The following is a 12,671-nucleotide window of genomic DNA, read 5'->3' as shown; positions in this document are numbered from 1 at the left end:
AGTCAGGTCACACAGTGCAATGGTGCGGAACATGACGACCAACGGGGGCTTCCAGCCCGTCTTCTGCACGATCGTGCCGCCGCACGTCCTCGACAGGATCGCCCGCAACGAGGACCCCGCGCTCTCCGGCCCGGCCCGCCGGTCCCTGGAGCACGACGCCTACCAGCGCACCAAGCGCCGCCTGACCACGGTGATCGGTGCCACCTCCGCCGCCCCGCCCGCGGGTGCCGCCGCCGACAAGCCGCACCGCACCGTCTACGACGCCGGGCACACCCAGGACCTGCCCGGCACCAAGGTCCGCGAGGAAGGCTCCGAGCCCGGCTCCGACGCCACGGTCAACCGCGCCTACGCGGGCCTCGGCGCCACCTTCGAGCTGTACCTCAAGATCTACGGCCGGCACTCCATCGACGACAACGGGATGCCGCTCGACGCCACCGTGCACTTCGGCGAGAACTACGACAACGCCTTCTGGAACGGCGAGCAGATGGTGTTCGGCGACGGCGACAACGAGATCTTCCTCGACTTCACCCTCCCGGTCGACGTCATCGGGCACGAACTGACCCACGGCGTCACCCAGCACACCGCGAACCTGGAGTACTACGGCCAGTCGGGCGCCCTGAACGAGTCGGTCTCGGACGTCTTCGGCTCGCTGATCAAGCAGTACACCCTCGGCCAGACCGCCGCCGAGGCCGACTGGCTGATCGGCGCCGGGCTCCTCGCACCGCGCGTCACCGGCACCGCCCTGCGCTCGATGAAGGCCCCGGGCACCGCGTACGACGACGACGTCCTCGGCAAGGACCCGCAGCCGGCGAAGATGGAGGACTACGTCCGCACCGGCCGCGACAACGGCGGCGTGCACATCAACTCCGGCATTCCCAACCACGCCTTCTACCTGGCCGCCACCGCCCTCGGCGGCTACGCCTGGGAGAAGGCCGGGCAGATCTGGTACGACGTGCTGACCGGCGGCGAGCTGAAGGAGGACGCCCTCTTCGCCGACTTCGCCACGCTGACGGTGAAGGCGGCCCGGGAGCGGTACGGCGCCGGGGACGAACTCCAGGCCGTGCAGAAGGCGTGGGAACAGGTGGGGGTGCGGACGCTGTAGTTCCGTACTACACAGGGACCCATGCGTATTCGAGTGCGGCGCACGGGCGGTTTCGCGGGCATCGAGCGCCGGGCCGAGGTGGACACCTCGGGCCGGCCCGACGCCCACGAGTGGCAGTCCCTGGCCGAACGCGCCCTCGCGTCCGGCCGGGGCGCGCCCGAGCCGGGCGTCCCGGACGGCTTCCACTACGAGATCACCGTGGACGGCCGCACGGTGTACGCGGCGGATCCCCGGCTGACCGAGGCCCAGCGGGAGCTGGTCTCCCGGGTGCTGAAGGAGGGCGCGTAACGGCCGTCCGGCGCAAGGGCGTTGACTTCCGTTACCGCCGGTACGGATGATCCGGCCATGGCGACTGACGCAGGCACGGCGATCCCCCGGTTCCCGCCCGGCTTCCTGTGGGGCGTGTCGACCTCCGCCCACCAGATCGAGGGCGCGGCCGAGGAGCGGGAACCGTCCGTCTGGGACGTGTTCACGGCCGAGCCCGGGCGGGTCAAGGACGGCTCGACGGCTGCGGTGGCCTGCGACCACTACCACCGCTATCGCGAGGACGTGGCCCTCCTCGCCGGTCTCGGCGTGGACGCCTACCGCTTCTCCGTCTCCTGGCCCCGGGTGAACTCCCCCGGCGGCGCGGACTTCTACGACCGCCTGGTGGACGAGCTGTGCGCGGCCGGCGTACGACCGGTCCCGACCCTCTTCCACTGGGACCTGCCGGCGTACCTGGACTGGCTGGACCGGGACACGGCGGCCCGGTTCGCCGACCACGTGTCGGTGGTGGCGGACCGGCTCGGCGACCGGGTGCACACGTGGATCACCCTCAACGAGCCCGCCGAACACACCCTCCTGGGGCACGCGATCGGCGTCCACGCCCCCGGCCGGCGACTCCTCTTCGACGCCCTCCCGGTCGCCCACCACCAGCTCCTCGCCCACGGCCTCGCGGTACGGGCCCTGCGCGCGGCCGGCGCCACGGACATCGGCATCGCCAACTCCCACGGCCCGGCCTGGCCCGCCTCACCGGAGCCGGCGGACGTGGAGGCGGCCGGCTTCTACGACCTCCTGCTCAACCGCCTGTTCGCCGAGCCGGTCATCCTGGGGACGTACCCCGAGGGCATGGGCGAGCTGATGCCGGGGGACGTCCAGGCCGATCTGAAGGTGATCGCCGAGCCGGTCGACTGGTACGGCGTCAACTACTACGCCCCGACCCGGGTGGGCGCCCCGCAGGGCACCGACACCGAGTTCGGCGGGCTGACGGTGCCGGCCGGACTCCCCTTCTCCGTACGGGAGATCGAGGGCCGGCCGGTGACCGACTTCGGCTGGCCGGTCGTACCGGAAGGGCTGACGGAACTGCTCACCGGGTTCCGTGAGCGCTACGGCGACCGGCTCCCGCCCGTCGTCATCACCGAGAACGGCTGCTCCTACGAGGGCGTCGACGACCAGGACCGCATCACCTACCTGGACGCCCACGTACGGGCCCTGCACCGGGCGATCGAGGCCGGCGTCGACGTGCGCGGGTACTTCGTGTGGTCCCTCATGGACAACTTCGAGTGGGCCGAGGGCTACGCCCGCAGGTTCGGCCTGGTCCACGTCGACTTCGAGACGCTGGAGCGCACGCCCAAGGCCTCCTACCACTGGTTCCGGGAGCTGCTGAGGGACCAGCGCCCGCCCTCATAGGGCTCCGGCGTCCCGCGCGGACCACAGGGTCGGGAAGGAGGGCCGGTAACCCAGCTCGCGGCGGATGCGGTCGGTGGAGGCGATCCCGTACCAGGGGTCGGGGTCGGGTCCGTCCGCCGGCGGTTCCTCGCCGAGGAGCTGGTGGATCTCCAGAGCGGTGACCGGGACGTCGTCGGCGATGTTGTAGACGCGGCCGTCGGCGCCGGGGGCGTACAGCAGGCGGAGCAGGCCCTGGGCGGTGTCGGCGACGTGCACCAGGTGGTGCCGCTTGGTGGCCGGCTGGGTCGCGGTCCAGCGGGTGATGCCCGGCAGGTGCGGGTCGCCCTCGCCGTAGACGAAGGCGAGGCGGCCGATCCGGACGTCCAGCCCGTCCAGCGCCAGCAGCCCCTGCTCGGCCTCCCGCTTGGACTCGGGGTACGTCATCCACATCGGGCCGCCGGGCACGGTGGGGTCGTCCTCGACGTGCGGCCGGCCGCGTCCGGCGCCGTACACCAGGATGGTGCTGGTCTGCACGAACCGCCGTACCCCGGAGGCGACGGCCGCCCGGCCCAGCTCCAGCGCGGCGTCCCGGTTGACGGCCCGCATCTCCTCGTCGGTCACGCCCCGGAAGGAGGCCGCGACGTTCACGACGGCGTCCACTCCGGTGAGCGCCTTGCCGAGGACGTCGGTGTCGCGCAGGTCGCCGACGACGACCTCGGCGCCGCGCTCGGTGAGGGCGGCGGCGCGGGCCTCGTCGCGGACGATCACCCGCACCCGCTCGCCGGGCCGGGCCTGGGCGAGCAGGCGGGGGACGAATCCACGGCCCACCTGTCCGGTGGCTCCGGTGACCAGGGTCAGCATGGTGGTGCTCCTTCTCGATCGCGTCTCGTTCGGTGCGCCCAGCCTCGGCGGCGGGCGGCGCCGACGGGAGAGACCTCCTGATCGGGGGATCGACAGTCCCTGGATAAGCCGGCCGGTCTGCCGCAGCCTGGAGGGGTGAACCGAGCCGAACTCGCCGACTTCCTGCGCCGTGGCCGCGCCCGTCTGGAACCGTCCGACGTGGGCCTGGCGCCCGGCGCCCGCCGCCGCACCCCCGGACTGCGCCGGGAGGAGGTCGCGGCGCTGGCCGGGATGTCGGTCGACTACTACACGCGCCTGGAGCAGTCCCGGGGTCCGCGCCCGTCCCGGCAGATGCTCACGGCGCTCGCCCGGGCGCTGCGGCTGACGGACGACGAACGGGACCACCTGTTCCACCTGGTGGGCGAGGAGCCGCCGCGTCGGGACGCGGCCTCGGCCCATGTCCGGCCCGGACTGCTGCTGGTCCTGGACCGGCTCTACGACTCACCGGCGCAGGTGGTCACGGACTTGGGGGCGGTTCTGGCGCAGAACGCGCTGGCCAAGGCGCTGGTCGGAGACATGCTCGCCCGCCCGCCGCGCGAGCGGAACCTCACCCGCCGGTTCTTCCTCGACCCCACGGCTCGCGCGCTGTTCCCGCCGGAGGACCTTCCGGCACACGCCCGGGACCACGTGGCCAACCTCCGTGCGGTGGCCGCGGCCCGCCCCGACGACCCGGAACCGGCGGCTCTGGTGGCCGAACTCCGCGCGGAGAGCGAGGAGTTCGCCCGGCTCTGGGAGGCACACGAGGTGTCCCTGCGCCGCCCGGGCACCAAGCGCTTCCGGCACCCGGTGGTGGGCCTGCTGGAACTGGACTGCGAGGTCCTGCTGAGCCACCACAGCCACCACCACCTCATCATCCACACGGCCCGGCCCGGCACCGAGTCGCACGAGAGGCTGCAACTGCTGCGGGTGGTGGGGACGCAGGACATGACCCCCACGGAAGCCGTCGGCTAGAACCCGAGCCTGCGCAGCTGCTTCGGGTCCCGCTGCCAGTCCTTGGCCACCTTCACGTGCAGGTCCAGGAAGACGGGCGTTCCCAGCAGCGCCTCGATGTGCTTGCGGGACTTGATGCCGACCTCCTTCAGGCGCTTGCCCTTGGGGCCGATGATGATGCCCTTCTGGCTGGGGCGCTCGATGTAGACGTTGGCGTGGATGTCCAGCAGCGGACGGTCGGCGGGCCGGTCCTCGCGCGGCAGCATCTCCTCGACGACGACCGCGATGGAGTGCGGCAGCTCGTCCCGGACGCCCTCCAGCGCGGCCTCCCGGATCAGCTCGGCCACCATCACCTGCTCGGGCTCGTCCGTCAGGTCGCCCTCGGGATAGAGGGCGGGCCCCTCCGGCAGCAGCGGGATCAGGAGGTCGGCCAGGAGGTCCACCTGCTTGGACCCGACCGCGGACACCGGCACGATCTCCGCCCACTCGATGCCCAGCTCCTTGCCGAGCTGGTCGATGGCGATGAGCTGCTCGGCGAGGGTCTTGGAGTCGACGAGGTCGGTCTTCGTCACGATGGCGACCTTCGGGGTCTTCCTGATCCCCGCCAGTTCCTTAGCGATGAACCGGTCGCCCGGGCCGATCTTCTGGTCCGCCGGCAGACAGAAGCCGATCACGTCGACCTCGGCCCAGGTGGTGCGCACGACGTCGTTGAGGCGTTCGCCGAGCAGCGTGCGCGGCTTGTGCAGCCCGGGGGTGTCGACCAGGATGAGCTGGGCCTCGGGCCGGTGCACGATGCCCCGCACCGTGTGCCGGGTGGTCTGGGGCCGGTTGGAGGTGATCGCCACCTTCTGCCCGACCAGAGCGTTCGTGAGGGTGGACTTGCCCGCGTTGGGGCGGCCCACGAAGCAGGCGAAGCCGGCGCGGTGGGCGGTCTCGGCCGGCTGCTCGGAAGTCTGGGTGCGAACGCTCATGCCGCCCATTCTCCCTGATCCACAGAGCGGCACGGCACCACGCCCACCGCGCACCCCGGGCGGTGAGCTTCCGGAAACCCGCACGCAACGAAACGTCACGGAAACACACCCGTACGCGACCGGAAACGCACACCGGTGACCCTCTGACGCAGCCCCCACCCGTTGGAGACGCCCGTGACCCTCGCCGCAGACCATGTGAACACCGGCGACACCGCCTGGCTGCTCGCCGCCACCGCCCTCGTCCTGCTCATGACCCCGGGCCTGGCCCTGTTCTACGGCGGCATGGTCCGCACGAAGAGCGTCCTCAACATGCTGATGATGAGCTTCGTGTCGATCGCCCTGGTCACGGTGGTGTGGCTGGCGGCCGGCTACTCCCTCGCCTTCGGCGACGACATCGGCGGCGGGCTGATCGGCGGTCTCCACCAGGCCGGGATGCGCGGGCTCGGCCCGGACAGCGTGCACGGCACGGTCCCGGCCCTCCTGTTCGCCACCTTCCAGCTCACCTTCGCGGTCGTCACGGCCGCCCTGATCAGCGGCGCGGTCGCCGACCGCACCAAGTTCTCGGCGTGGCTGGTCTTCGTACCGCTCTGGACGCTCCTCGTATACGTTCCGGTCACCCACTGGGTGTGGGGCCCGGGTGGCTGGATCCTCGACAAGCTGGGCGCCCTGGACTTCGCGGGCGGTCTGCCCGTCGAGATCACCTCCGGCGCCTCCGGACTGGCCCTGTGCCTCGTCCTCGGCCCCCGCCTGGGCTTCAAGAAGGACGCCATGCGCCCGCACAACCTGCCGATGGTCGTCCTCGGCGCCGGTCTGCTCTGGTTCGGCTGGTTCGGCTTCAACGCCGGCTCCGCGCTCGGCGCGAACGGCCTGGCCGCCGCCGCGTTCCTCAACACGCTCGCCGCCGGCTGCACCGGCCTGCTCGGCTGGCTCTTCGTCGAGCAGCGGCGCGACGGCCACCCGACCACCCTGGGCGCCGCCTCCGGCGCGGTGGCCGGCCTGGTCGCCATCACCCCGTCCTGCGGCACGGTCTCCCTGCTCGGCGCCCTGGTCGTGGGCCTCGCCGCGGGTGTCGTCTGCTCCTACGCGGTGAGCTGGAAGTTCAAGCTGAACTACGACGACTCCCTGGACGTCGTCGGCGTCCACCTGGTCGGCGGCGTCATCGGCACCCTGCTGATCGGCCTGTTCGCCGAGAAGGCGATGACCGGCGGGGCGGAGGGCCTGTTCTACGGCGGCGGGCTCGCCCCGCTCGGCAAGCAGCTTCTCGCCGTGGTGGTCGTCGCGGTGTACGCCTTCTCCGTGACGTACGGCTTGGGCAAGCTGCTCGACAAGGCGCTGGGCCTCCGGGCGAGCGAGGAGCAGGAGCACACCGGCCTGGACCTTACGGTGCACGCCGAGACCGCATACGATCACGGCGTCCTGGGTCATGGCGCCCCGGTCAGCTCGTCCGTCCTCTCCCTCTCCGCCCAGAAGGTAAGTCCTGAGGCATGAAGCTCATCACCGCGATCGTGAAGCCGTACCGGCTGGACGAGGTCAAGACCGCCCTGCAGGAACTGGGCGTGCACGGGCTGACCGTGACCGAGGCGAGCGGCTACGGCCGGCAGCGCGGCCACACCGAGGTCTACCGGGGGGCCGAGTACCGCGTCGACCTGGTGCCGAAGGTGCGCATCGAGGTCGTGGTGGAGGACGCCACCGCCGACGACGTGATCGAGGCGGTCGTCAGGGCCGCGCGGACCGGGAAGATCGGGGACGGCAAGGTGTGGGCCGTTCCCGTGGAGACGGTCGTCCGGGTACGGACCGGCGAGCGCGGACCCGACGCGCTCTGACCAGCAGCGTCCCGGTCAGCACCCCGGCGGCGGCCTGTCAGCCGACAGCGGGCAGGCGTTTGGGAAATCGCTCAGCCGGCGGAAACGGTGCCCCGCACAGTGCCGTCGGGTGAGGCCAGGAAGACCGGCGTCTCGGGACCACCCAGGTCGGCGACGGCGGCCCTGTCCTCGCCCGGCACGGAATCCGCGTCGCTCACCACCGCCGCTGCCTCCAACGACCGCGCCCCCGAGGCCACCGCCATGGCAACCGCCGTACGCAGCGCGCTCAGCTGCAGCGAGGCCAGCTCCACCGACCCGGCGACATAGGTGCGCCCGGTCTCGTCCCGCACGGCCGCGCCCTCGGGCACGCCGTTGCGGGCCCGCGCGGAACGGGCCAGGGTGACGATCTTGCGGTCCTCGGGATCAAGCGCGTTGCTCTCGGTCATGCCCCGAGCATACGAAGCCCCGGGAGGCCCGCCCGGCACGGGTGCGCTCACGGACGGTCGAGCCGCAGCCGCTCGGCCCGGGGCAGACCGGCCACCACCAGGTCGTACGAGTCCTCGATCAGCTCCCGGACCAGCCGGTCCGGCAACTCCCCGTCGACCGTCACGGTGTTCCAGTGCCGCTTGTTCATGTGCCAGCCGGGGACGATCAGCCCCTCGTGCTCGCCGCGCAGCCGGATGGCGTCCTCCGGGTCGCACTTGAGGTTGACCGTGAGGGGCCGCGCGTCCAGGTGGGTCAGGGCGAACATCTTGCCCAGCACCTTGAAGACCGAGATCTCCGGGCTGAACGGGAAGTCCTCCACGGCCGCGTTGAAGGACAGGCAGAAGGCGCGCAGCTCCTGGGGCGTCACTCGGCCGGCTCCTCCTCGACGACGGGCACGGGCACGGGCTCCACCAGCACCGTCACGATCTTGTTCCGGCGGCCGGCCGCGGCCTCCGCCGTCAGGCGCAGGCTGCGCCCGTCGGGCAGTTCGACCTCGGCGGAGGCCCCGGCGATGGGAACGCGGCCGAGTGCCTTGGCGAGCAGCCCGCCGACGGTCTCCACGTCCTCGTCGTCGTACTCCTCCAGGCCGTACAGCTCGCCGAGGTCGGTGATGTCCAGGCGGGCGGTGACCCGGAAGCGGTTGTCGCCGAGATCCTCCACGGGCGGGAGTTCCCGGTCGTACTCGTCGGTGATCTCGCCGACGATCTCCTCCAGGATGTCCTCGATGGTGACGATCCCGGCGGTGCCGCCGTACTCGTCGATGACGACGGCGACGTGGTTGCGTTCCTTCTGCATCTCGCGCAGCAGGTCGCCGGCGTTCTTGGTGTCGGGCACGAACACGGCCGGGCGCATCGCCGTGGACACCAGGTCGCCCTCCGCGTCCCGGCTGATGTGCGTCTTGCGGACCAGGTCCTTCAGGTACACGATCCCGACGATGTCGTCCTCGCTCTCGCCGGTGACCGGGATGCGGGAGAAACCGGAGCGCAGGGCGAGGGTGAGGGCCTGCCGGATGGTCTTGAAGCGCTCGATGGTGACCAGGTCGGTCCGCGGCACCATGACCTCGCGCACCAGCGTGTCGCCCAGCTCGAAGACCGAGTGCACCATCCGGCGCTCGTCGTCCTCGATCAGCGACTCCTTCTCGGCGAGGTCGACCAGCGCGCGCAGCTCCGCCTCGGAGGCGAAGGGCCCGCGCCGGAAGCCCTTGCCGGGCGTGAGGGCGTTGCCGATGAGGATCAGCAGGGAGGGGATCGGGCCCATGATCCGGGCCAGTGGCAGCAGCACGTAGGCCGCCGCGGTCGCGGTGTTGACCGGGTGCTGGCGGCCGATCGTGCGCGGGGACACCCCCACGGCGACGTAGGACACGAGGACCATGACGCCGATGGCGACCAGCAGGGCCTGCCAGGTGGCGGCGAACTCCTGGAGGCAGGCGTACGTCACCAGGGCCGCGGCGGCCATCTCACAGGCCACGCGGACCAGCAGGGCCACGTTCAGATAGCGGGTGGGGTCGGCGGCGACCTGGGCGAGCCGGGCGCTGCCGCGCCGGCCGGACTTCACGGCCTCCTCGGCGCGGAAGCTGGAGACGCGGGCGAGGCCCGCCTCCGCGCAGGCGGCGAGCCAGGCCACGACGACCAGCGCGATCGCGCCGATCACGATCTGCGGAGACATACGGCCCGCTTACGAGACGGTCGGGGCCGGGGACGGCCCGGTCAGACCGCGCTCGGCCCGCCATCCGTCCACGATGGCGGCCTGGAGCCCGAACATCTCGGCCTTCTCGTCAGGCTCCTCGTGGTCGTACCCGAGCAGGTGCAGCACGCCATGGACGGTGAGCAGCTGGAGCTCCTCGTCCATGGAGTGCCGCGTCGGGGCTTCCGCCCCCTGCTTAGCGGCGACCTCCGGGCACAGCACGATGTCGCCGAGCAGCCCCTGCGGCGGCTCGTCGTCGTCCTTGGACGGCGGGCGCAGTTCGTCCATCGGGAACGACATGACATCGGTGGGGCCGGGCAGGTCCATCCACTGGATGTGGAGCTGCTCCATGGCGTCGGCGTCCACGACGATCACCGAGAGCTCGGAGAGCGGGTGGATGCGCATCCGCGCGAGCGCGTAGCGGGCGATGTCCAGGATCGCCTGCTCGTCTACCTCGGTGCCGGACTCGTTGTTGACGTCGATCGACATGGTCGTGCTGGTCTACTTCCCCTTGGTGCCCTTGGCGCCGGACTTGCCACGCACGCCCTTGGGGGCGCCGTTCTCGGTGCCGTACTTGCTGTCGTACTTCTCGTACGCGTCGACGATACGGCCCACCAGCTTGTGCCGTACGACATCGTGGGACGACAGCCGGGAGAAGTGGACGTCCTCGACGCCCTCCAGGATCTCCTGCACCTGCCTCAGGCCCGACTTCTGCCCGTTCGGCAGGTCGACCTGCGTCACGTCACCCGTGATCACGATCTTCGAGTCGAAGCCGAGGCGGGTGAGGAACATCTTCATCTGCTCGGGGCTCGTGTTCTGGGCCTCGTCCAGGATGATGAAGGCGTCGTTGAGCGTGCGGCCGCGCATGTAGGCGAGCGGCGCGACCTCGATCGTCCCGGCCGCCATCAGCCGCGGGATCGAGTCCGGGTCGATCATGTCGTGCAGCGCGTCGTACAGCGGGCGCAGGTACGGGTCGATCTTCTCGTAGAGCGTGCCGGGCAGGAAGCCGAGCCGCTCGCCCGCCTCCACCGCCGGACGGGTCAGGATGATCCGGTTGACCTGCTTGGACTGGAGGGCCTGCACGGCCTTGGCCATGGCCAGGTAGGTCTTGCCGGTACCGGCGGGTCCGATGCCGAAGACGATCGTGTGCTTGTCGATCGCGTCGACGTACCGCTTCTGGTTGAGGGTCTTCGGGCGGATCGTACGGCCACGCGAGGACAGGATGTTCTGCGTCAGCACCTCGGCCGGGGTCTCCAGGCCGTCGCTCGTCCCTGCCTCGCTCGCCTTCAGCATGGCGATCGAGCGTTCCACTGCGTCCTCCGTCATCGGCTGCCCGGTGCGGAGCACCAGCATCATCTCTTCGAACACGCGCGAGATGAGGGCGACGTCGACCGGGTCGCCGACCGCGCTGATCTCATTGCCCCGGACGTGGATGTCGGCCGCCGGGAAGGCCCTCTCGATCACACGCAGGAGGGAGTCGCCGGAACCCAGCACGGTCACCATGGGGTGCTGGGCGGGGACGGTGAACTGCGCTCTCGCCTGCTCCTGCGCGGGGGTGTGAGCTGTGGGTGTCTGTGTCATGGGCCGGCTCTTAAGGCCTGCGCTTCCTCCTCGTCACGGCCGCGTAGCTGAGGGCGGCCTCGCACTCCCAAGAGTACGACGGGGGGCTGACAACACCGTAGGGCTTTTCATACGACCACCCCCCGACAGCCCGCACACGGCGCACCCGAACCACACGTCGGCGACGCCGCAGCCGCCCGAGCCACACCCGACGAGCCTCGCCCCGGGCCGGTCGAGTCGCCCTGGCCCCACTCTCCGCCATCCGAGCCACACCCCGCCGGCCTTCCAGCCCACCGAGCCGCACGCCCGTGGGTCACCTCCCAGTCGGCCGAGTCGGGTGGGTGGGTGGGCAGACGGGGGTCCAGGGGGCGGAGCCCCCTGGTACGTCAGCCGGACCGGCGGAACCCGATGGTCGGCACGGCCCGCCGCAGCGGCCACGGCCGGTCCAGTTCCTCCGGCACCAGGCCCTCCAGGAACTCGTACCGCCGGAGCGCCGCAGGCGACTGCCCCGGCAGGGACTGCACCCGCCGCCACCACGCCCCGATCTCCGACCACCCCGGCGCCGACAGGGACCCCCCGAACTCCTGCACCGACAGCGCGGCCGTGAGCCCGGCGAAGGCCAGCCGGTCGGCCAGCGGCCACCCCGCCAGGGACCCGGTCACGAACCCGGCGACGAACACGTCCCCCGCCCCGGTCGGGTCCAGCGCCTCCACCTCGATCGCCGGCACCTCCGCCGTCTCCCCGGTCCGCCGGTCCACCGCGTAGGCGCCGTCCGAGCCCAGCGTGACCACGGCGACCGGCACGTACTCGGTCAGGGCGTGCGCGGCGAGCCGCGGACAGTCGGTGCCGGTGTACCGCTTGGCCTCCTCCGCGTTGGGCAGGAAGGCCTCGCAGTGCTCCAGGTCGGCCAGCCCGGACAGGTCCCACGCTCCCGTCTCGTCCCAGCCGACGTCGGCGAAGATGCGGGTGCCGGCGCGGGCGGCCTGCGCGATCCAGGGCGCGCTGCGGCCGGGCGTGAGGGAGGCGACGGCGGCCCGCGCGCGGGGCGGCCGGGCGGTGGCCTCCTCCTGGAGGAGCACCGCCTCCGCCGGCGGCTCGTGCCCGTGGGAGACCATGGTCCGCTCGCCCTCGTAGGCCATGGAGACGGTCACCGGCGAGTGCCAGCCGGGCACCGTCTGCGAGGCGGACAGGTCGATGCCCTCGCCCTGTTCCAGCGCGTCCCAGCAGTACTCGCCGTAGTGGTCGTCGCCGAAGGCCGCCGCGAGGGCGGTCCGCAGGCCGAGCCGGGCCAGGGCGGCGGCCATGTTGGCGACCCCGCCGGGGCTGGAGCCCATCCCCCGGGCCCAGGACTCGGTGCCGCGCACCGGCGCCGACTCCAGGCCGGTGAAGATGATGTCGAGGAAGACCGTGCCGGTGAGGTAGACGTCCCAGGGAGGGTCACCGGGGGCGCGCAGCGCGGCGAGCGGGTCGACCTGGGTCTGGCAGCGCGCTGCCTGGGTGAGGTGTTCCGGTTCCTCTCCGGTGAGGGTGTGCGACGGCGTCACGGTGCGCTCCCTGGCGTGGTGCGGTTCTGGCCAGTGTGCACCAGGT

The 12,671-nt window shown here is 71.7% G+C and carries 14 protein-coding genes; 6 read left to right on the top strand and 8 right to left on the bottom strand.

What is annotated here, in order from left to right:
• Positions 1 to 31 precede the first annotated feature (31 nt).
• Genes ACH4LD_RS02585 through ACH4LD_RS02575 form a run of 3 tightly spaced genes read left to right on the top strand, consistent with a single transcriptional unit; the run spans position 32 to position 2,770 of the window.
• Positions 32 to 1,102: a M4 family metallopeptidase gene (locus ACH4LD_RS02585; RefSeq protein WP_398053336.1), complete on the top strand. Its 1,071-nt coding sequence runs from the start codon at positions 32 to 34 to the stop codon at positions 1,100 to 1,102.
• Positions 1,103 to 1,123: 21 nt separating this feature from the next.
• Positions 1,124 to 1,390, top strand: coding sequence for a protealysin inhibitor emfourin (locus ACH4LD_RS02580; RefSeq protein WP_398053335.1), 267 nt, complete (start codon positions 1,124 to 1,126; stop codon positions 1,388 to 1,390).
• A gap of 57 nt (positions 1,391 to 1,447) precedes the next feature.
• On the top strand, positions 1,448 to 2,770 hold the full coding sequence (locus ACH4LD_RS02575; protein WP_398053334.1) for a GH1 family beta-glucosidase: 1,323 nt from the start codon (positions 1,448 to 1,450) through the stop codon (positions 2,768 to 2,770).
• Here ACH4LD_RS02575 and ACH4LD_RS02570 read toward each other — a convergent pair.
• A complete protein-coding gene (locus tag ACH4LD_RS02570) occupies positions 2,765 to 3,610 on the bottom strand; it encodes an NAD-dependent epimerase/dehydratase family protein (RefSeq protein ID WP_398053333.1) in 846 nt (281 codons plus the stop codon). The genes ACH4LD_RS02575 and ACH4LD_RS02570 overlap by 6 nt on opposite strands.
• Before the next feature lie 135 nt (positions 3,611 to 3,745).
• On the opposite strand from ACH4LD_RS02570, the gene ACH4LD_RS02565 reads away from it, so the two are divergent.
• Positions 3,746 to 4,600, top strand: coding sequence for a helix-turn-helix transcriptional regulator (locus ACH4LD_RS02565; protein WP_398053332.1), 855 nt, complete (start codon positions 3,746 to 3,748; stop codon positions 4,598 to 4,600).
• On the opposite strand, the gene era is transcribed toward ACH4LD_RS02565, so the two are convergent.
• A complete protein-coding gene (gene era, locus ACH4LD_RS02560; RefSeq protein WP_181140230.1) occupies positions 4,597 to 5,550 on the bottom strand; it encodes a GTPase Era in 954 nt (317 codons plus the stop codon). The genes ACH4LD_RS02565 and era overlap by 4 nt on opposite strands.
• Positions 5,551 to 5,724: 174 nt before the next feature.
• Between era and ACH4LD_RS02555 the strand changes: the two genes are divergently transcribed.
• Together ACH4LD_RS02555 and ACH4LD_RS02550 are read left to right on the top strand one after the other, a co-directional pair.
• Positions 5,725 to 7,038 (top strand): ammonium transporter, encoded by a 1,314-nt coding sequence (locus tag ACH4LD_RS02555; RefSeq protein WP_398053331.1) that lies wholly within the window; start codon positions 5,725 to 5,727, stop codon positions 7,036 to 7,038.
• Positions 7,035 to 7,373, top strand: a complete 339-nt coding sequence (locus ACH4LD_RS02550; protein ID WP_132783530.1) for a P-II family nitrogen regulator — start codon at positions 7,035 to 7,037, stop codon at positions 7,371 to 7,373. The genes ACH4LD_RS02555 and ACH4LD_RS02550 overlap by 4 nt, the downstream gene beginning before the upstream one ends.
• A gap of 71 nt (positions 7,374 to 7,444) precedes the next feature.
• Here the strand turns inward: ACH4LD_RS02550 and ACH4LD_RS02545 are convergent, their stop codons facing one another.
• The 6 genes from ACH4LD_RS02545 to ACH4LD_RS02520 form a co-directional block, all read right to left on the bottom strand.
• Positions 7,445 to 7,798: a cytidine deaminase gene (locus tag ACH4LD_RS02545; protein WP_398053330.1), complete on the bottom strand. Its 354-nt coding sequence runs from the start codon at positions 7,796 to 7,798 to the stop codon at positions 7,445 to 7,447.
• Between the two features lie 47 nt (positions 7,799 to 7,845).
• Positions 7,846 to 8,205, bottom strand: a complete 360-nt coding sequence (locus tag ACH4LD_RS02540; RefSeq protein ID WP_103810781.1) for an MmcQ/YjbR family DNA-binding protein — start codon at positions 8,203 to 8,205, stop codon at positions 7,846 to 7,848.
• On the bottom strand, positions 8,202 to 9,503 hold the full coding sequence (locus ACH4LD_RS02535) for a hemolysin family protein (RefSeq protein WP_398053329.1): 1,302 nt from the start codon (positions 9,501 to 9,503) through the stop codon (positions 8,202 to 8,204). Before ACH4LD_RS02535 ends, ACH4LD_RS02540 begins: the two co-directional genes overlap by 4 nt.
• A gap of 9 nt (positions 9,504 to 9,512) precedes the next feature.
• Positions 9,513 to 10,010 (bottom strand): rRNA maturation RNase YbeY, encoded by a 498-nt coding sequence (gene ybeY, locus ACH4LD_RS02530; protein ID WP_132783526.1) that lies wholly within the window; start codon positions 10,008 to 10,010, stop codon positions 9,513 to 9,515.
• A gap of 12 nt (positions 10,011 to 10,022) precedes the next feature.
• Positions 10,023 to 11,102, bottom strand: a complete 1,080-nt coding sequence (locus ACH4LD_RS02525; protein ID WP_030657027.1) for a PhoH family protein — start codon at positions 11,100 to 11,102, stop codon at positions 10,023 to 10,025.
• Positions 11,103 to 11,467: 365 nt separating this feature from the next.
• On the bottom strand, positions 11,468 to 12,625 hold the full coding sequence (locus ACH4LD_RS02520) for a carbohydrate kinase family protein (protein WP_103810779.1): 1,158 nt from the start codon (positions 12,623 to 12,625) through the stop codon (positions 11,468 to 11,470).
• Positions 12,626 to 12,671 lie beyond the last annotated feature (46 nt).

Origin of the sequence: Streptomyces sp. NPDC017676, from assembly GCF_044329325.1 — a bacterium.
In the GTDB taxonomy this organism is placed as follows: domain Bacteria; phylum Actinomycetota; class Actinomycetes; order Streptomycetales; family Streptomycetaceae; genus Streptomyces.
Note: the sequence above shows the minus strand (reverse complement) of the source record. Positions and strands in the feature narration are given on the sequence as shown.